Raw genomic sequence first — 18,867 nt, 5'->3', positions numbered from 1 at the left:
CAATTGACGAGAAGACCGTGCTCAAAGCACTCAAGAAGATGTTCGGCAAAGGCGAGGATGAGCCACTCGCCGCCGAAAGCGCTGCTCCCGTGATGCAGCCTCCCACGCCGGCCACCGCTCCCGCACCGGTGGCCCCGCTCAAGGCCGAGGAACCCCAACCCGTTCGCGCCGAACCCGCTGCCGCTGCCAAACCTCGCCGCGAGCGCAAGCCAAAACCACAAGCTTCGACCTGGAAGCTGGAAGACTTCGCCGTCGAGCCACAGGAAGGCAAAACCCGTTTCCACGACTTCAAGCTCTCCCCCGAGCTGATGCACGCCATCCATGACCTCGGCTTTCCTTATTGCACGCCGATCCAGGCCCAGGTCCTGGGCTTCACCCTGCGTGGCCAGGACGCCATCGGTCGCGCCCAGACCGGCACCGGCAAGACTGCGGCCTTCCTGATCTCGATCATCACCCAGTTGCAACAGACCCCACCGCCGAAAGAGCGCTACATGGGTGAGCCACGGGCGCTGATCATCGCCCCGACCCGGGAACTGGTGGTGCAGATCGCCAAGGACGCCGAGTTGCTGACCAAGTACACCGGCCTGAACGTGATGACCTTCGTCGGCGGCATGGACTACGACAAGCAGCTCAAGGCCCTCGAAGCCCGCCACTGCGACATCCTGGTTGCCACCCCTGGCCGTCTGCTGGACTTTAACCAGCGCGGCGAAGTGCACCTGGACATGGTCGAAGTGATGGTGCTGGACGAAGCCGACCGCATGCTCGACATGGGCTTCATCCCGCAGGTGCGTCAGATCATTCGCCAGACCCCGCCGAAGAGCGAGCGTCAGACCCTGCTGTTCTCGGCCACCTTCACCGAAGACGTGATGAACCTGGCCAAGCAGTGGACCACCGATCCGGCCATCGTCGAGATCGAGCCGGAGAACGTCGCCAGCGAAACCGTCGAACAGCACGTCTACGCCGTCGCCGGCAGCGACAAGTACAAGCTGTTGTACAACCTGGTCACCGAAAACAAGTGGGAACGGGTGATCGTCTTCGCCAACCGCAAGGACGAAGTGCGGCGCATCGAAGAGAAACTGGTGCGCGACGGCGTGAATGCCGCGCAACTGTCTGGCGACGTGCCCCAGCACAAGCGCATCCGCACCCTGGAAAGCTTCCGCGAAGGGCTCATTACCGTGCTGGTTGCCACCGACGTGGCTGGTCGCGGTATCCACATCGATGGCATCAGCCACGTGATCAACTTCACCCTGCCGGAAGATCCGGACGATTACGTGCACCGTATCGGCCGTACCGGTCGTGCGGGGACCAGCGGTGTGTCGATCAGCTTTGCCGGTGAGGATGACTCCTACCAGTTGCCGGCGATCGAGACGTTGCTGGGTCGCAAGATCAGCTGCGAGATGCCGCCGACCGAGTTGTTGAAATCAGTGCCGCGTAAGCACGGATGATCGAGAAAACGCAGCCTTGGAGCTGCGTTTTTTTATGGCTGCAATTTTTCGCGAGCAAGCTCGCTCCTACAGATTCAGACCATACCGGCCTGTAGGAGCGAGCTTGCTCGCGAAGGCCTCTCGGCAGCCCCATCTTTTTTGTGTCCCGGGATAGATAAAAATTAAACTAAAAGTCCATAATGGAAAAATTAGTTTATAAACCAGTCACCCCGGAGTCCCGAATGGCCGCGCCCCTCGTTCTCGACCAGCAGCACGCCCGTCAATTGCTCACCCAGGTGGATGTTCCCCAGGTGTTGCGTGATCTGTTCCGCGACCTGGCAGCCGGCCAGGCGGTGCAGCCACCGCAGCAGCTGGTGGAATTCCCGTCCGGCAAAGGCGACTTCATCAATTACGGCGGCGTGCTGGCGCAGGAGCGCGTCTACGGGGTCAAGACTTCGCCTTACATCGTCCGTGAGCAAGGCGCGCTGGTCACCGCCTGGACCCTGCTGATGTCCATGGACAGCGGCCAACCGCTGTTGCTGTGCGACGCCGGCGAACTGACCACCGCGCGCACCGCCGCCACCACCGCCGTGGCCGTCGATGCCTTGGCCCCGGCCGACGCCCGGCGCCTGACCCTTATCGGCAGCGGCCCGATTGCCCGCGCTCATCTGCATTACGTGCGCAACCTGCGCCCATGGCAGGACATCCGCCTGTACTCGCCGAGCCTGAACGGCAAGAGCGCCAGCGAGCGTGATGCCCTCACCACCCTCGATCCACGCCTGAGCCTGCACGACGACGCCGAAGCGGCCCTGGTCGATGCCGACGTGATCCTGCTGTGCACCTCGTCGGCCAAGCCGGTCATCGATCCGGCCAAGCTGAGCAAGCCGGCACTGATCACCTCCATCAGCACCAATGCGGTGCGTGCTCATGAGGTGCCACCGGCCAGCCTCGCGGCGATGGACGTGTACTGCGACTACCGGGTGACCACACCGGGCAGCGCCGGTGAAATGCGCCTGGCCGCCGAAGAGCATGGCTGGAAGACCGACGCCATTGTCGGCGACCTGCCGGAACTGATCAGCGGCCAGGCTCCACGCCCGGACTACCAACGCCATGCGTTCTTCCGCTCCATCGGCCTCGGCCTGGAAGACATCGCCCTGGCCAACGCCCTGTACCACCTGCAACGCGCGCGCTGACAGCGTCGGAGGTCCCATGCAACAGGCTGACTTCATCATCATCGGCGCCGGTATCGCCGGCGCGTCCACCGGCTACTGGCTGGCCGCGCATGGCCAGGTGCTGCTGCTCGAACGCGAGACGCTGCCGGGTTATCACTCCACCGGTCGCTCGGCGGCGCTGTACACCGCCGCCTACGGTACGCCGCAAGTCCGCGCCCTGACCCTGGCCAGCCGGGCGTTCTTCGACCAGCCGCCAGCCGGCTTCGCCGAGCATCCGCTGCTAACCCCGCGCGGCGAGATGACCGTGGACTTCGACGGCGATGCCGCCGAACTGCAACGCCAGTTCGACAGCGCCCGCGCCTGCGTGCCGGAGATGCAATTGCTCAGCGCCGATGAGGCCTGCGCGCGCCTGCCGGTACTGCGTCGGGAGAAAGTCCACGGCGCGCTGTACGACCCGAGCGCCAGCGACATCGACACCGACGGCCTGCATCAGGGTTACCTGCGCGGTATCCGCCGCCAGCAGGGCGAAGTGCACGGTGACTGTGAAGTCCTCGCCCTGCACCGCGAGGACGACGGCCAGTGGCGCGTGGAAACCAGCCGCGGCGAATTCCGCGCGCCGGTAGTCATCAACGCCGCCGGCGCCTGGGCCGACCACATCGGCCAACTGGCCGGCGCCCGTCCACTGGGTCTGCAACCCAAGCGGCGTGCCGCGTTCATCTTCGAAGCACCGGCCGACCTGGACACCCACGACTGGCCGATGCTGGTCAGCCTCGACGAGTCCTTCTATATGAAGCCGGACGCCGGCATGTTGCTCGGTTCGCCGTGCAACGCCGACCCGGTCGAGCCCCACGACGTGCAGCCCGAAGAACTGGACATCGCCATGGGCATCTACCAGATCGAGGAAGCCACCACGCTGAGCATCCGCCGCCCGTTCCGCACCTGGGCCGGACTGCGCAGCTTCGTCGCCGACGGTGACCTGGTGGCCGGTTTCGACGGCGATGTACCCGGCCTGTTCTGGGTCGCGGCGCAAGGCGGCTACGGTATCCAGACCTCGCCGGCGATGGGCCAGGCCAGCGCCGCGCTGGTGCGTGGCGAGCCCCTGCCCGCCCACCTCGGTGATTTCGGCCTGAGCGCCGAGCAACTCTCGCCCGCGCGCCTGGCCACCCGCCAGGAAGGATGACGCGCCCGCGCGTTTGCGGCACACTCCCAGCGCCCTGGCCCCAGGGCGCTGAACCCGTCCGGAGCCCGCCCGAATGTCGACACCCGATGATGTCCTGCAGAACTACCGGGCGATCGCCGATGCCATCGCCACGCTGTTCTTCCCCCATGCCGAAGTCGTGCTGCACGATCTGCGCACACAGAAGATCGACTACATCGCCAACAACCTGTCCAAGCGCGAAATCGGTGACGACGCGGCGCTGGAGGACATGTTCGAGGAAGGTACCGACGAGACCAATATCGGCCCCTACGAGAAGCTCAACTGGGACGGGCAGAAGATCCGCTCCCTGAGCACGGTGCTGCGCGACGCCACGGGCAACCCGCAGGCCGTGTTGTGCATCAACCTGAATATTTCCCTGTTCGAGAACGCCAAGGCGGCGCTGGATTTGTTCCTGTCACCCAGCAAATTGATCCCACAGCCCGACGCCCTGTTTCGCGACGACTGGCAGGAGCGGATCAATACCTTTCTCAACAGTTGGCTGCGCCAGCGTCAGCTCAGCCTCAATGTGCTCAACCGCGACCACAAGCGCGAGCTGGTCCTGGCCCTGCACGCCGAAGGCGCGTTCCGCGGCAAGAGTGCGGCCAACTATGTGGCCAATGTGCTGAATATGGGGCGGGCGACGGTGTACAAACACCTGAAGGAACTCAAGGCCTGAGGCTGCGGGTACCGCTTCGCGAGCAAGCTCGCTCCTACAAAATGGCAGCAGCCTCGGGCGCTTGAGTCAGGCGATTAGTCGCCGTAGATGTCGGTCTTGAAATACTTGGCCTGGATCTTCTGGTACTCGCCATCGGCGCGGATTGCGGCAATGGCATCGTTCAGTTTCTTCACCAGTTCGGTATTGCCCTTGCGCACGGCGATACCGGCGCCTTCACCGACGAATTTCGGATCTTTCAGCTCAGGGCCGACAAAGGCGAAGCCCTTGCCCCGTGGCGTGTCGAGGAAGCCCAGTTGCAGCGGGATGGTATCGGCGAACACACCGTCCAGGCGCCCGCTTTCCATGTCCAGGAAGATCTCTTCGTTGGTGGTATACGGCACCACGATCACGCCCTTGGGCTCCAGCACCGCACGCACATAGCGGTCAGTCGTGGTGGCGCGCTGCACACCGATGCGCTTGCCCTTCAGGGCTGCGTACTGATCGTCCACCTGGGTGCCTTCCTTCATCGCCAGGCGCGCCGACGTGAAGTAGTACTTGTTGGTGAAGTCCACGGACTTCTTGCGCTCTTCGGTGATGGTGATCGACGACAGGGCCGCGTCGATCTTCTTGACCTTCAGCGACGGAATCAGGCCGTCGTATTCCTGCTCGACCCACTGGCACTTGACCTTCATCTCGGCGCACAGCGCGTTGCCGATGTCGTAGTCAAAGCCTTCGATGCCGTTCGGGGTCTTGTAGGCAAAGGGCGGGTAAGCAGCCTCGATGCCGATGCGCAGAACGTCGTCGGCCGCGAACACAGGGCTGCTGGCCAGCAGGCCCAGCGCCAGACCGGCGATCAGGTTGGAGGTCTTCATGATGGGGCTCTCTCGCTCGTTGTTGTGTTGGGGGTGACAAGACAGAGGAAAGGGGCCGGCCAATGGCCGAACAATTTTATACTTATATTTCTATTATGGACTTTATCGTACACACGGTAGGTGCAAGCTACAAGCGCCAAGCTGCAAGAGGAAACAGTCGATGGCGTTCCAGCTTTTTTCTTGCAGCTTCAAGCTTGCGACTTGCGACTGCCCCTCACTACCAACGCTCGGCGGCGTCAGCATCACTCTGCTTGCCCTCGACCCAACGCGGGCCTTCGCGGGTCTGTTCCTTTTTCCAGAACGGCGCGCGAGTCTTGAGGTAGTCCATGATGAAGTTGCAGGCGTCGAATGCCGCCTGGCGGTGGGCGCTGGCGACGCCGACGAAGACGATCGGCTCGCCCGGTTCGAGTGCGCCGATCCGGTGCAGCACCTCGACCTTGAGCAGCGGCCAGCGTGCCTCGGCCTCAATGACGATCTTGCCCAGCGCCTTCTCGGTCATGCCCGGGTAATGCTCGAGGAACATCCCCGCCACTTCCCGACCATCATTGAAGTCACGCACATAACCAACGAAAGCCACCACGGCACCAACGCCGACGTTGGCCGCGTGCATGGCATTGGTTTCCGCCCCTGGATCGAAGGGCGCGGTCTGGACCCGAACGCTCATCTCAACCTCCGGTGACCGGCGGGAAGAACGCGACTTCGTCGCCATCTTCCAGGGCTTCGTCCGGCTTGCACAGGTCCTGGTTGCGCGCGCACATCAGGTTCTTTTCGGCCAGCACGGCGTAGCGCTCGCCCTTGTCGAGCAAGGCCTGGCGCACGTCTTCGATGCAGGCGAAAGCGCCGTCGAGCACCTCGCCGTCCATGCCCAACAACTCACGGTAGCGAGCGAAATACACCACGTTGATCGTCATTGCGTATCCGCCTGGTAGTGGCCGCTCTTGCCGCCGAGCTTTTCCAGCAGGCGCACGTTTTCAATGGTCATGCCGCGATCGACGGCCTTGCACATGTCATAGATGGTCAACGCGGCAACGCTGGCGGCGGTCAGGGCTTCCATTTCCACGCCGGTCTGCCCGGACAGCTTGCAGCGGGCGACGATGTGCACGGCGTCCTGGCCTTCGGCGCTCAGTTCGACCTTGACGCTGGTGAGCATCAGCGGATGGCACAGGGGAATCAGGTCGCTGGTTTTCTTCGCCGCCTGGATCCCGGCAATACGCGCCACGGCAAACACATCGCCCTTGGGATGGGCGCCGTCGACGATCATTGCCAGGGTCTGCGGGAGCATGCGCACGCGGGCTTCGGCCACGGCTTCGCGGAAGGTCACGGCCTTGTCGGTGACGTCGACCATGGCGGCGCGGCCTTGGGAATCGAGATGAGTCAGCACAGGGTTACTCCAGATCAGGAGCCCCGATTGTAAACCTGGGAGTCAGCTTTGCCAGCGAAAAAAACCGGGCGGCGCGAGGCCGCCCGGGGCGTGGTTTACAGGTGGGATTCGGCGTATTCGGCGAGGACCGACCGCGGTACGCCCTGCAGGGTGATGTGAACGCCGTTGGGGAAGTCCTTGAAGCGTTCGGTGAGGTAGGTCAGCCCGGAACTGGTGGCCGACAGGTAAGGGGTGTCGATCTGCGCCAGGTTGCCCAGGCAGATCACCTTCGAACCAGTGCCGGCACGGGTGATGATGGTTTTCATCTGGTGCGGCGTGAGGTTCTGGCATTCGTCGATCAGGATCAGGCTTTGCTGGAAGCTGCGACCACGAATGTAGTTCAGCGACTTGAACTGCAGCGGGACTCTTTCAAGGATGTACTCGACGCTGCCATGGGTGTTCTCGTCGTCCATGTGCAGGGCTTCGAGGTTGTCGGTGATGGCACCGAGCCAGGGTTCCATTTTTTCCGCCTCGGTGCCCGGCAGGAAGCCGATTTCCTGGTCCAGCCCCTGCACGCTGCGGGTGGCGATGATGCGCCGGTAGCGCTTGCTGACCATGGTCTGCTCGATGGCCGCGGCCAGGGCCAGGATGGTCTTGCCGGAGCCCGCGGCGCCGGTGAGGTTGACCAGGTGGATGTCCGGGTCGAGCAGCGCGAACAGTGCCAGCGCCTGATGAATATCGCGAGGTTTCAGGCCCCAGGCTTCCTGGTGCAGCAGCGGTTCCTGATGGAGGTCGAGCAGCAGCAGTTCGCTGTCCTTGATGCCCTTGATCCAGCCGACGAAGCCCTGTTCGTCGATGATGAACTCGTTGACGTGGACCGCTGGCAGGTTGTCGATCAATTGCACACGGTGCCAGGTGCGACCCCGTTCCTGGCGGGTCTCGACCTTGCTAACGCGGTCCCAGAACGATCCGGTGACCGAGTGATAGCCCTTGGACAGCAGGCTGACGTCGTCAACCAGCTGGTCGGTACTGTAGTCCTCCGCCGCGATTCCACAGGCGCGGGCCTTGAGGCGCATGTTGATGTCTTTGGTCACCAGCACCACGTCGCGGTCCTTGCGCCGACTGCGCAGTTCCAGCACCTGGTTGATGATGATGTTGTCGTTCAGGTGTTCGGGCAGCAGACGGTGCGGTTCGGCACGCGGGGTCATCAGGATCGACAGGAAGCCCTTGGGCCCGCCCTTGCCACGCTGGATCGATACGCCCTGTTCGACGTCTTCGGGGTTGGCGTCACCGAGGGTCTGGTCGATCAGGCGAATAGCCTGGCGACATTCGGCGGCGATGGTGTGTTTTCCGGTCTTGAGCTTGTCGAGTTCCTCCAGCACCGTCATCGGTATCGCGACGTGGTGCTCCTCGAAGTTGAGCAAGGCGTTGGGATCGTGAATCAGGACATTGGTATCGAGCACATACAGGATTGGCTGGTTGGAGGAAGGGTTGCGTCCTTGGTCATCCATACTCGGTCACCTTATGTGGAAGCTACACGATGCGGTACTTCGCGCATCGCAGAGTGACCGCCGCGCTTTCCGTATCCGCGTTGCTACGGGCGGGAAGCGAACCTGCCAACAAGGGGGCCTTGGAAGACGCCACCTGGCTGCAGGGTTCGGCTGTCTGACTCCTACATACCGCAAAAACCGTTACCGGAAAAAGCATTTTCATGCACAAGGACAGTTTATTTTTCGCTTGGACGAATTGCCCTTGGCGGCGTCGCAAAGCACGACTACATTCAAGGATGGAGCCCGTTGAAACGTTTCGCCCAGCCCCGGGCTTCCCTGCTACTGCCGACCCGCAAAGTCTCGGCAACTCTCCCAGCCAATCCCGCTTTGTGCCGTGTGCGTCAGCAACCAGGTCACCACCGCCTGCGCTTTCGGCTGGCTGTCGTGCAACTGGATCAAGCCGCGACGCCATAACAACATCAGGCTCAAGGTGCGCTGCGCCGATTGCTCGGCGGTCAGCGGGCTGAGGTCCTGAGCGTCGATATCCCACAACGTCACGCGCAGGTTCTGACTGGCGAAAAAGCCAGCGCTGTCGGCCCGGCGCTGGCCGTAGGGTGGGCGAAACAGTGGCACATACTGATCTGGCAGATCGCCCTGGACCCGCGCGACACTGCGCAGCACCGAGTCTTCCCAGTCCTTCCACTGGGCATGGGAGCGGTACTGCCAGCCCTGCACACCCACGCACTGTCCGCGATAGACCTCGCGCAGCGCCGCCAGCGAAAGTTTGTCGCGGCGGCCCTGCACGCTCTGGCCGAGGACGAAGAACAGGCCGTCGAGTTTCTGCTTGCGCAGGAACACGCTCAATTGCTCGGTGGTGGCCCCGGCCATGCTCGGGCCACCATCGAAGGTGAACAAGAACACCCGGTCATTGAGGCGATCACCGTTGACCTCTGCGGCGTCGTAGAACATCACTTCGCTGGCGGTCTGCGGGAACAGCGCGGCCTTGCGCAGCAGTTCGTTGAGGTAGGTGGTGTGGAATTGCCGGCTCGGCTCGGCCCAGCCGGCATAAAAGGAATCGGCGTCGACGGCGAACTTCGCCGCTTGCTGGCGCAGGTCACCGAGGTTTTCGATGGCATAGCAGAACGACGCGTCCTGCTCGCAACTCTGCTGGGCCCTGTCGTAGTTGCGCCACAGCGTGCGCCAGAGCCGTTCGCGGTATTCGCTGATGGCCGGCAGGTTGATCTGACGCAGTTGCAGACGCGCCGCCAGGGTCGGCTCGTTCAGCACCTCGGTTTCACTCAGGACACGGGCGAAGGACAGAATCTCGGCCCGCGAGGCGACGTCGAACAACACCGGTGTATCCAGCGTTTCCGGCCAGTGGCTGCGCTCGAACGTCGCGATTTCCAGCGGGGCGGCCTGGGCCACGAGGCTGAGCAGGGCTGTCAGGGCAACTAGGGCTATGCGCACGTTCACACTCTCCGGTTCATCCGCCGCGCACTATAGCAGCGCGCCCGGCTATCGCCGCGATAGCTGGAGAACATCGGCCCCGCCCCGTAGAATCGCGGCCACGATTCAAGGAGCCGACCTCATGCTGACGGTGATTTCCCCCGCCAAGACCCTCGATTACGACACCCCGCCCGTCACCTCGCGGCACACCCTGCCGCAGTACCTGGACGACTCCCAGGAACTGATAGTGCAACTGCGCGACCTGTCGCCGGCGCAGATCAGTGAACTGATGCACCTGTCCGACAAGCTCGCCGGCCTCAACGCCGCGCGTTTCGGTAGCTGGACCCCGGATTTCACCCCGGCTAACGCCAAGCAGGCGCTGCTGGCGTTCAAGGGTGACGTGTACACCGGGCTCGCTGCCGAAAGCCTCAGTGAGGACGATTTCAGCTACGCCCAGGATCACCTGCGCATGCTGTCCGGCCTGTATGGCCTGCTGCGCCCGCTGGACCTGATGCAGCCGTACCGCCTGGAAATGGGCACCAAGCTCGCCAACGCCCGCGGCAAAGACCTGTATGCCTTCTGGGGCACGCGGATCAGCGAATGGCTGAACCAGGCGCTCGCCGAGCAAGGCGACGACCTGCTGTTGAACCTGGCCAGCAACGAATACTTCAGCGCCGTGAAACGCAGCGCCCTCAAGGCGCGGATCATCAACACCGAGTTCCGCGACCAGAAGAATGGCCAGTACAAGATCATCAGCTTCTACGCCAAGAAGGCGCGCGGCCTGATGAGCCGCTTCGTGATTCAGGAGCGCATCAATGATCCGGAGCGCCTGAAGCAGTTCGATGTGCAGGGCTACTACTACAGTGCCGAGCAGTCGAAGCCGGATAATCTGGTGTTCCTGCGGGATCATCCTGACGACTGATCTGTTGTGCTGCTGACGGCCTTATCGCTGCATGGGTATCTACACATCTTTCGGTCATGTGGTGGCTGGAAGGCGCCTGTCAAAAGACCGAGTAGGGGCCACCAGGCGCATGCCGGAAGTTTTCTAGCGCCCTTTAGAACGAGCGCCGCCCGCGCGGCGCATCGCGAGCGAGCTCGCTCCTACATTGGTTGCAACGTACCTATGCCTGTCAGGCCATAGTTGACCGCCTTGTTTGTACGGCGCGGTATTGAGTCGACCCTAACAGCCTCCCCGCGATTCATCGCCGAACGCCAAGAGCGGGCAACACCTCTCTGACAGGCCATGGGACGTTGCAATCCATGTAGGAGCGAGCTTGCTCGCGATGCGCCGCGCGGGCGGCGCTCGATCTCAAGGCGCTAAAGGCATGTCGGCTGACACATGGCAGCCAATGCATAACCATAAATTGTGTAGATACCCATGCTTATCGCTGGCAAGCCAGCTCCCACAGAATCGGCATGCACCGAACCCTGGAGCTGGCTTGTCGGGACGCCCCTCAACCTCACCCTGACCCTACAAAATCGCCATTATTCCGGCGCCAAAAAACCGCCCCTCCATCCTTATCGCAAAACGCCATAAGACCGTTCGTAGTTTTTTGACGAAAAATCCTGAAAAAATTTTCAGTACTGGCACAAAACCATCCCACCCCAAGTTCGCCCTTTATATACCGGGACGAAACTCCTGCGTGCCATCAAAGTGAAAGTATCGGCAAGTAGAGAAATATTAAAAAATCTTTCACCGGCACTCTCCGCCCTCAGGAACTTATCCCCTCGCCGCTCGCTCATACCACCCGTAACGATTTTCGAACCATGTGTGAGAAATGACTTACATAACAAACTGAAGTCAGGAAGTTATACAGAGTCAGTTGAGCACCCGCCCGAGACCCGTTCGGCGCGCGGCTCACGCCCAGGAGAATACGCACTCACAACTCGTCCTAGTGGTTGATTTCAAAGGATTTAATCCACTTGAAAAAACAAGCACTGCAGTATTGAAAGTGCAGTACTGCAATAAAGACGGCTAGCGTTTTGGGCACGTCCCGATTAATGGCCATTGGCTGCCTACTTTGAGCACGCGATAGCGCGCTCACAAATTACTTATGCCTGCACGCGGTACTGCGCATTTAACGCCACAGTTCCGTGCGCCCGAAAAACGGCTGGTAAATCAACCCGGTCCGGTTCTTTGAATGGAATCGGCATTGCTAACTACATGAGGTGAATGCGATGCGTATCAGCATCTTTGGTTTGGGTTATGTGGGTGCAGTCTGTGCCGGTTGTCTGTCCACACGAGGCCATGACGTGATTGGCGTGGACGTTTCCGCAACCAAGATCGACCTGATCAACCAGGGCAAATCCCCGATTGTCGAGCCAGGCCTCGAAGGCCTGTTGCAACAGGGCATCAGCACCGGCCGCCTGCGCGGCACCACCGACTTTTCCCAGGCCATCCGCGACAGCGACCTGTCGATGATCTGCGTCGGCACCCCCAGTAAGAAAAACGGCGACCTGGGCCTGGAATACATCGAGTCGGTCTGCCGTGAAATCGGTTTCGTCCTGCGCGACAAAGCCAGCCGCCACACCATCGTAGTCCGCAGCACCGTGCTGCCGGGCACAGTGAAGAACGTGGTGATCCCGATCCTCGAAGACTGCTCGGGCAAGAAAGCCGGGGTCGATTTCGGTGTCGCGGTGAACCCCGAGTTCCTGCGCGAAAGCACCGCGATCGCCGACTACGACAAGCCACCCATGACCGTCATCGGTGAGCTGGACCGCGCCAGCGGCGACGTGCTCCAGGCTCTCTACGAAGAACTCGACGCACCGATCATCCGCAAGGACATCGAAGTGGCCGAGATGATCAAGTACACCTGCAACGTCTGGCACGCGACCAAGGTCACCTTCGCCAACGAGATCGGCAACATCGCCAAGGCGGTGGGTGTCGATGGCCGCGAAGTGATGGACGTGGTCTGCCAGGACAAGGCCCTCAACCTGTCGCAGTACTACATGCGCCCCGGCTTCGCCTTCGGCGGCTCGTGCCTGCCCAAGGACGTCCGCGCGCTCACCTACCGCGCCGGCAGCCTGGACGTGAAAGCACCGCTGCTCGACTCGCTGATGCGCAGCAACGAATCCCAGGTGCAGAACGCCTTCGACATCATCGAAAGCCACGACAAGCGTAAGGTCGCCCTGCTCGGCCTGAGCTTCAAGGCCGGCACCGACGACCTGCGCGAAAGCCCGCTGGTGGAACTTGCCGAGCGCCTGATCGGCAAAGGCTACCAACTGAACATCTACGACCAGAACGTCCAGTACGCCCGCGTCCACGGCGCCAACAAGGACTACATCGAATCGAAGATCCCCCACGTCTCCTCGCTGCTCAACGCTGACCTGCAACAGGTCATCGACGACGCCGAGATCATCGTCCTGGGCAACCGCGACGAACAGTTCCGCGCCCTCGCCCAACAGGCTCCGGCCGGCAAGCAAGTGATCGACCTGGTGGGCTTCATGAGCAAGTCCACCTGCCCGACCACCCGTACCGAAGGCATCTGCTGGTAAGCAGGCCGCGCGGGGCTGTCCGGCCCCGCGCGCTTTTTCCAACCTGACGTCACCGATACGGATGCAGAACATGCAAAGCCTCAAGCACGGCCTGCTACAGGCTGCCGGTTGGCTGTTCTACGTGACTTTGCTCATGTTGATCGCCCTGGCCTTGCCCAACACCCTGTTCGACCCCGACTCGAAGGATTTCCTCTTTCTGATCGGCGCCGTCGGCATCTGGCGCTATTCCATGGGCGCCACCCATTTCGTCCGCGGCATGCTGTTTCTCTACGTGGTTTACCCACGGCTGCGGCGCAAGGTGCGCAAGCTCGGCGCCGCCGCCGACCCGTCGCACGTGTACTTGATGGTCACCAGTTTTCGCATCGACGCCCTGACCACCGCCCAGGTCTACAGCTCGGTGATTCGCGAAGCGATCGACTGCGGCTACCCCACCACCGTGGTCTGCTCGCTGGTGGAAATGTCCGATGAGCTGCTGGTGAAAAGCCTGTGGGCCAAATACAACCCGCCGGATCGGGTCAGCCTGGACTTCGTGCGCATCGCCGGCACCGGCAAGCGCGATGGCCTGGCCTTCGGCTTCCGCGCCATCTCCCGTCACCTGCCGGACGACAACGCAGTGGTCGCGGTGATCGACGGCGACACCGTGCTCGGCGAAGGTGTAGTGCGCAAGACCGTCCCCTGGTTCAAGCTGTTCGGCAACGTCGGCGGCCTGACCACCAACGAATTCTGCGAAGTGCGCGGCGGCTACATCATGAGCGAATGGCACAAGCTGCGCTTCGCCCAGCGCCACATCAACATGTGCTCGATGGCCCTGTCCAAGCGCGTGCTGACCATGACCGGGCGCATGTCGGTGTTCCGCGCAAGCGTGGTGACCAACCCCGAGTTCATCGCCGACGTCGAGAGCGACTCGCTGATGCACTGGCGCCTGGGCCGCTTCAAGTTCCTCACCGGCGACGACAAGTCGAGCTGGTTCAGCCTGATGCGCCTGGGCTACGACACCTTCTACGTGCCTGACGCGGCGATCAACACCGTCGAGCACCCGCCGGAAAAGAGCTTCATCAAAGCCAGCCGCAAACTGATGTACCGCTGGTACGGCAATAACCTGCGGCAGAACTCTCGCGCCCTCGGCCTGGGCATGCGTCGCCTCGGTCTGTTCACCAGCGTGGTGCTGTTCGACCAGCGCGTGTCGATGTGGACCAGCCTGCTGGGCCTCACCGTCGCGGTGATCGCCAGCCTCAAGTTCGGCGGCAAGTTCCTCCTCGCCTACCTGCTGTGGATCGGCCTGACCCGCCTGATCCTGACCCTCATGTTGCTGTGCTCGGGGCACAAGATCGGCCCGGCTTATCCGCTGATCCTTTACTACAACCAGATCGTCGGCGCGCTGATGAAGATCTACGTGTTCTTCCGCCTCGACCGACAGTCCTGGACCCGCCAGCCCACCGCGCTCAAACGCGACCTCGCCAGCTTTCAACAATGGTTCAACACCTGGTCTTCCCGGACCATGACCTTCTCGGCGGCCAGCATCTTCGTTGCTGTGCTGTTCGTGGTCGTGTGAGCCGCGGTAACCCAACGGACCCAACAGGAAAACATAACCATGAATACCGCCGTGAACGTCAATGTCGTGCATGAGTCCGAAACCCAGCGTCAGCATGCCAGGGTGCGCATTCCCGCCAAGCTGCGCTACCTGGGGGCCAACCGCGAAACCCTGGAAATGAAGGTCGACGACCTTTCCGCCGGGGGCCTGAGCTTCCACGCCAAACAGCCACTGACGGTCGGCGACGTGCTGCGCGGCCGCCTGCAATTCACGGTGGACAACCTCGGCCTGTCGATGGACGTGGAATTCCAGGTGCGCTCCTTCGATCCGTCCAGCGGCCGCACCGGGGTGCAGTTCCAGAACCTCGAACAGCGCGACATCGCCACCCTGCGCCACCTCATCACCTCGCACCTGTCCGGCGAATTGATCAGCATCGGCGACGTGCTCAGCACCCTGCAGCGCGACAACTTCACCAAGGCGCGCAAGCAGAAAGACACCCATGGCGGCCTGAGCCCGCTGGGCCGGCTGCGGGCGGTGACCTTCAGCCTCGGCGTATTCGTGGTCGGGGTCGCGGCGTTCGGCTTCGTCGCCAAGTCGATCTACGGCCTGTACTTCGTCAGCCATGCCGAGGCCGGCGTGGTCAGCGTGCCGACCACCCAGGTCACCATGCCGCGCGACGGTACGGTGCAGGCGTTGGTGGACAACGGTGGCGAAGTGGTCAAGGGCGCGCCGCTGGCGTCTTTCAGCACCAGCATGCTCGATCTGCTCAAGGGGCATCTGGACGACCAGCAACTGGAGCCGGCCAAGGTTGAAGAACTGTTCGGCAAGCAGATGAGCGGCACCCTCACCAGCCCGTGCGACTGCACCGTGGCGCGGCAACTGGTGGACGACGGCCAGTACGCCGCCAAGGGCACGGTGATCTTCCAGTTGGTCCCGCGCACCACCAACCCGACGGTCGAGGCGCGCTTCAGCTATCGCCAGTTCGACGATGTGAAGCCGGGCACCCGGGTCAACTTCCAGGTCGCCGGTGAAGAGCAGACCCGTACCGGGCAGATCGTCAGCAGCAGCAACCTGAACCAGGACGACCTGTCTTCGGATATCCGCGTGCAGATCAAACCGGATGCGCCGATGCCTTCGAACCTGATCGGCTTGCCGGCGAGCGTCAACGCCAAGCGGGGTCCGTCGCTGGACTGGTTGATCGATAGCGCTGTGGCGCATGGGCTCTGAAGAGGGTTCTCCGATGAACAATTACACCGCGTTGTGGCTAATCGCTGGCAAGCCAGCTCCCACAAGTTCAATGCAAGCAGTCTCTGTGGGAGCTGGCTTGCCAGCGATGAGGCCCACACTAATTTGCGCCCTGGCCCTGGCCATCAGCCTCACCGGCTGCGCCGGCCTCCCCGACCAGCGCCTGGCCAACGAAGCCCTGAAAAACGGTGACACTGCCACCGCCGAACGCAACTACCGGCAACTCGCCGACCTCGGCTACAGCGAAGCCCAGGTCGGGCTTGCCGATATCCAGGTGGAAACCCGCGACCCGGCCAAGCTGAAGGAAGCCGAAGCCACCTACCGCGCCGCCGCCGATGTCTCGCCCCGCGCCCAGGCCCGCCTCGGCCGTCTGCTGGCAGCCAAGCCCGATGCCAGCGAAGCCGAGCGCCAGGAAGCCGAAACCCTGTTGAAGAAAGCCTTCGCCAACGGCGAGGGCAACACCCTGATCCCGCTGGCGATGCTCTACCTGCAATACCCGCAGAGCTTCCCGCGGATCAATGCGCAAAACCAGATCGACCAGTGGCGCGCCGCCGGCTACCCGGAAGCGGGCCTGGCCCAGGTGCTGCTGTACCGCACGCAGAACACTTACGACCAGCACCTCGATGACGTCGAGCGCATCTGCAAGGCTGCGCTGACCAGCACCGACATCTGCTACGTCGAACTCGCCACCGTCTACCAGAAACGCGCCCAGCCCGAGCAACAGGCGGCGCTGCTGGACCAGCTCAAAAGCGCCTACCAGCGCGGCGTAGTCCCGGCCAGCCGGGTCGACAGCGTGGCCCGTGTACTGGCCGACCGCAACCTCGGCCAGACCGACGAAAAAACCGCGCAGGCCCTGCTCGAAAACATCGCGCCGCAGAACCCGGCGTCCTGGGTCAGTCTCGCGCAACTGCTCTACGACTTCCCCGAACTGGGCGACAGCGACCAGTTGATGGGCTACATCGACAAGGGCCGCGCCGCCGAGCAACCACGCGCCGAACTGCTGCTGGGTCGCCTCTACTACGAAGGCAAGACCCTGCCGGCCGACGCGCCGAAAGCCGAATCCCACCTGCTCGCCGCCGCCAGCGCCGGCGAGATCAGCGCCCATTACTACCTCGGCCAGCTTTACCGCCGCGGTTACCTGGGCGATGTCGAGCCACAGAAGGCGGTCGATCACCTGCTGCAAGCCGCACGCGGCGGCCAGCTCAGCGCCGACTACGCCCTGGCCCAGTTGTTCAGCGAAGGTCACGGCATTCGCCAGGACCCTGTAAACGCCTGGGTCTTCGCCCAACTGGCGCAGGCCAACGCCAGCGAGCAATCCACCGCCCTGGCGGGCGAACTCGACGCCCAGCTCAGCCCCGAACAGAAAGCCGCCGCCCAGCGCCTGCTGCAACAGGAACGTGCCGCCCGTGGCGCCATGGGCCCAGGCCCTGCGGCCCTGGCCATACAAACGGTGCAAGCCCCCGACGACGAACAAGCTGAGGACTCCCTATGACGCTCAATCCGTGGATGAAAGCCGGCCTCGGCCTGAGCTTCGCGCTGTTCTGGGCCTGCCCGACCCTGGCCGCCGAAACCGCCGAAAAGAACTTCGGCCTGGAAGTGAAAATCACCGGCCAGTCCGAAGACGACCGTGACCTCGGCACCCGCGCTGGCGGCGACGTCAACGGCCTCGGCCTCGACCTGCGCCCGTGGGTGTTCTTCGAGCGCGGCGACTGGAGCGCCTACGCCATGGGCCAGGCCGTCGCAGCCACCGACATCATCGAGACCGACACCAGCCGCCAGTCCGCCGACGGCAGCGAAATCGACAACGCCAACAGCAGCAGCGACGACCGCGAAGCCAAGAAAAACTACCTGGCGATGCGCGAGTTCTGGGTCGGCTACAGCGGCTTCACCGCCTACCCCGGCGAGCAGTTGCGCTTCGGCCGCCAGCGCCTGCGCAACGACGACGGCATGTGGCGCGACACCAACATCGAAGCGCTGAACTGGACCTTCGACACCACCCTGCTGCGGGCCAACCTCGGCGTGGCCGAACGCTTCAGCGAGTACCGCACCGACCTCACGGAACTGGCTGCCGAAGACAAGGACCGCCTGCATGTCTACGGCGATGTGGCGGCGCAATGGACACCCGGCCACTGGGTCGGCCTGCGCGCCCACCACACCCACGACGACGGCAAGCTGAAGAACCCCGGCGAAACCCTCGACGCCCTCGACAAGACCCGCACCGGCGACCTCACCTGGCTCGGTGTTGAAGCCAACAGCGACGCCTACAACTGGCGCAACCAGAACACCGTCAATTACTGGGGCAGCCTCACCTGGCTGACCGGCGACCGCGACACCCTCGGCAGCACCACGGTGAACGGCGAACAGGTCGCCACCGGCAAGCAGAGCGGCGACGTCAACGCCTGGGCCACCGACCTCGGCATCCGCCTGCGTCTCGATCCCAACTGGCAAGTCGGCGCCGCCTACGCCCGCGGCAGCGGTGGTGGCGGCAGCGACGGCTCGAACAACTACGAGCAGACCGGCCTTGAGAGCAACCGCTCCAACTTCACCGGCACCCGCTCGCGTGTACACCGCTTCGGCGAAGCCTTCCGCGGCGAGCTGGGCAACCTGCAAGCGGCGACCCTGTTCACCTCCTGGCAACTGCGCGACGACTACGACGCCAGCCTGATCTACCACAAGTTCTGGCGCGTCGATGGCGACCAGAACCTCGGCGGCAGCGGCATCAACGCTGTGGTCGACGACGGCGGCATCAACCGTCCGCTGATCCAGGGCGAAAAAGATGTCGGGCAGGAAATGGACCTGGTGGTCACCAAGTACTTCAAACAGGGCCTGCTGCCAGCGGCGCTGAGCAAGTCGATCGACGAACCCTCGGCGCTGGTGCGTTTTCGCGGCGGCGTGTTCAAGCCGGGCGACGCCTACGGCAAAGAGGCCGACTCCTACATGCATCGCGCCTTCGTTGACGTGGTCTGGCGCTTCTGATGC

At 63.0% G+C, this 18,867-nt stretch carries 16 protein-coding genes; 10 read left to right on the top strand and 6 right to left on the bottom strand.

Annotation, left to right across the window (positions count from 1 at the left end; genetic code table 11):
• The first annotated feature begins 17 nt into the window (after positions 1-17).
• From rhlB to DM374_RS10120, 4 genes are all read left to right on the top strand, one after another.
• Complete coding sequence (gene rhlB / locus DM374_RS10135) at positions 18-1,445, top strand: ATP-dependent RNA helicase RhlB (RefSeq protein ID WP_110969717.1); 1,428 nt, start codon at positions 18-20, stop codon at positions 1,443-1,445.
• A gap of 221 nt (positions 1,446-1,666) precedes the next feature.
• Complete coding sequence (locus DM374_RS10130; RefSeq protein WP_191985318.1) at positions 1,667-2,617, top strand: ornithine cyclodeaminase family protein; 951 nt, start codon at positions 1,667-1,669, stop codon at positions 2,615-2,617.
• Positions 2,618-2,633: 16 nt separating this feature from the next.
• Positions 2,634-3,776: an NAD(P)/FAD-dependent oxidoreductase gene (locus tag DM374_RS10125; RefSeq protein WP_110969715.1), complete on the top strand. Its 1,143-nt coding sequence runs from the start codon at positions 2,634-2,636 to the stop codon at positions 3,774-3,776.
• A 73-nt stretch (positions 3,777-3,849) separates the two neighbouring features.
• Positions 3,850-4,470 (top strand): helix-turn-helix transcriptional regulator, encoded by a 621-nt coding sequence (locus tag DM374_RS10120; protein WP_110969714.1) that lies wholly within the window; start codon positions 3,850-3,852, stop codon positions 4,468-4,470.
• 74 nt (positions 4,471-4,544) lie between these two features.
• Here DM374_RS10120 and DM374_RS10115 read toward each other — a convergent pair whose 3' ends face one another.
• The 6 genes from DM374_RS10115 to DM374_RS10090 all read right to left on the bottom strand — a co-directional run bounded on the left by DM374_RS10115 (position 4,545) and on the right by DM374_RS10090 (position 9,638).
• Entirely contained in the window at positions 4,545-5,321 is a 777-nt protein-coding gene (locus DM374_RS10115; protein ID WP_110969713.1) for an ABC transporter substrate-binding protein, read from the bottom strand.
• 217 nt (positions 5,322-5,538) lie between these two features.
• Positions 5,539-5,985 carry a molybdopterin synthase catalytic subunit MoaE gene (gene moaE / locus DM374_RS10110; RefSeq protein ID WP_110969712.1) on the bottom strand — a complete coding sequence of 149 codons (447 nt, stop codon included), beginning with the start codon at positions 5,983-5,985 and terminating at the stop codon, positions 5,539-5,541.
• Position 5,986: 1 nt separating this feature from the next.
• Entirely contained in the window at positions 5,987-6,232 is a 246-nt protein-coding gene (locus DM374_RS10105) for a MoaD/ThiS family protein (protein ID WP_110969711.1), read from the bottom strand.
• Positions 6,229-6,702, bottom strand: coding sequence for a cyclic pyranopterin monophosphate synthase MoaC (gene moaC / locus DM374_RS10100; RefSeq protein WP_110969710.1), 474 nt, complete (start codon positions 6,700-6,702; stop codon positions 6,229-6,231). The genes DM374_RS10105 and moaC overlap by 4 nt, the downstream gene beginning before the upstream one ends.
• Positions 6,703-6,797: 95 nt before the next feature.
• Complete coding sequence (locus DM374_RS10095; RefSeq protein ID WP_110969709.1) at positions 6,798-8,192, bottom strand: PhoH family protein; 1,395 nt, start codon at positions 8,190-8,192, stop codon at positions 6,798-6,800.
• Positions 8,193-8,510: 318 nt separating this feature from the next.
• Entirely contained in the window at positions 8,511-9,638 is a 1,128-nt protein-coding gene (locus DM374_RS10090) for a polysaccharide deacetylase family protein (protein WP_110969761.1), read from the bottom strand.
• 121 nt (positions 9,639-9,759) lie between these two features.
• Between DM374_RS10090 and yaaA the strand changes: the two genes are divergently transcribed.
• The 6 genes from yaaA to DM374_RS10055 all read left to right on the top strand — a co-directional run bounded on the left by yaaA (position 9,760) and on the right by DM374_RS10055 (position 18,864).
• The gene (gene yaaA, locus DM374_RS10085; protein ID WP_110969708.1) at positions 9,760-10,539 is read left to right on the top strand and encodes a peroxide stress protein YaaA; all 780 of its coding nucleotides are present in this window, start codon (positions 9,760-9,762) and stop codon (positions 10,537-10,539) included.
• A 1,256-nt stretch (positions 10,540-11,795) separates the two neighbouring features.
• Positions 11,796-13,112, top strand: a complete 1,317-nt coding sequence (locus DM374_RS10080) for a nucleotide sugar dehydrogenase (protein ID WP_110969707.1) — start codon at positions 11,796-11,798, stop codon at positions 13,110-13,112.
• 61 nt (positions 13,113-13,173) lie between these two features.
• Complete coding sequence (alg8, locus tag DM374_RS10075) at positions 13,174-14,664, top strand: mannuronan synthase (protein ID WP_095154574.1); 1,491 nt, start codon at positions 13,174-13,176, stop codon at positions 14,662-14,664.
• A 39-nt stretch (positions 14,665-14,703) separates the two neighbouring features.
• Positions 14,704-15,870, top strand: coding sequence for an alginate biosynthesis protein Alg44 (locus DM374_RS10065; RefSeq protein ID WP_110969706.1), 1,167 nt, complete (start codon positions 14,704-14,706; stop codon positions 15,868-15,870).
• Between the two features lie 106 nt (positions 15,871-15,976).
• On the top strand, positions 15,977-17,380 hold the full coding sequence (gene algK, locus DM374_RS10060) for an alginate biosynthesis TPR repeat lipoprotein AlgK (protein WP_110969705.1): 1,404 nt from the start codon (positions 15,977-15,979) through the stop codon (positions 17,378-17,380).
• Positions 17,377-18,864 carry an alginate export family protein gene (locus tag DM374_RS10055; RefSeq protein ID WP_110969704.1) on the top strand — a complete coding sequence of 496 codons (1,488 nt, stop codon included), beginning with the start codon at positions 17,377-17,379 and terminating at the stop codon, positions 18,862-18,864. The genes algK and DM374_RS10055 overlap by 4 nt, the downstream gene beginning before the upstream one ends.
• Positions 18,865-18,867 lie beyond the last annotated feature (3 nt).

It is taken from the genome of Pseudomonas huaxiensis (genome assembly GCF_003231275.1).
Lineage (GTDB): Bacteria > Pseudomonadota > Gammaproteobacteria > Pseudomonadales > Pseudomonadaceae > Aquipseudomonas > Aquipseudomonas huaxiensis.
This window is presented reverse-complemented; position numbering and strand designations above follow the sequence as displayed.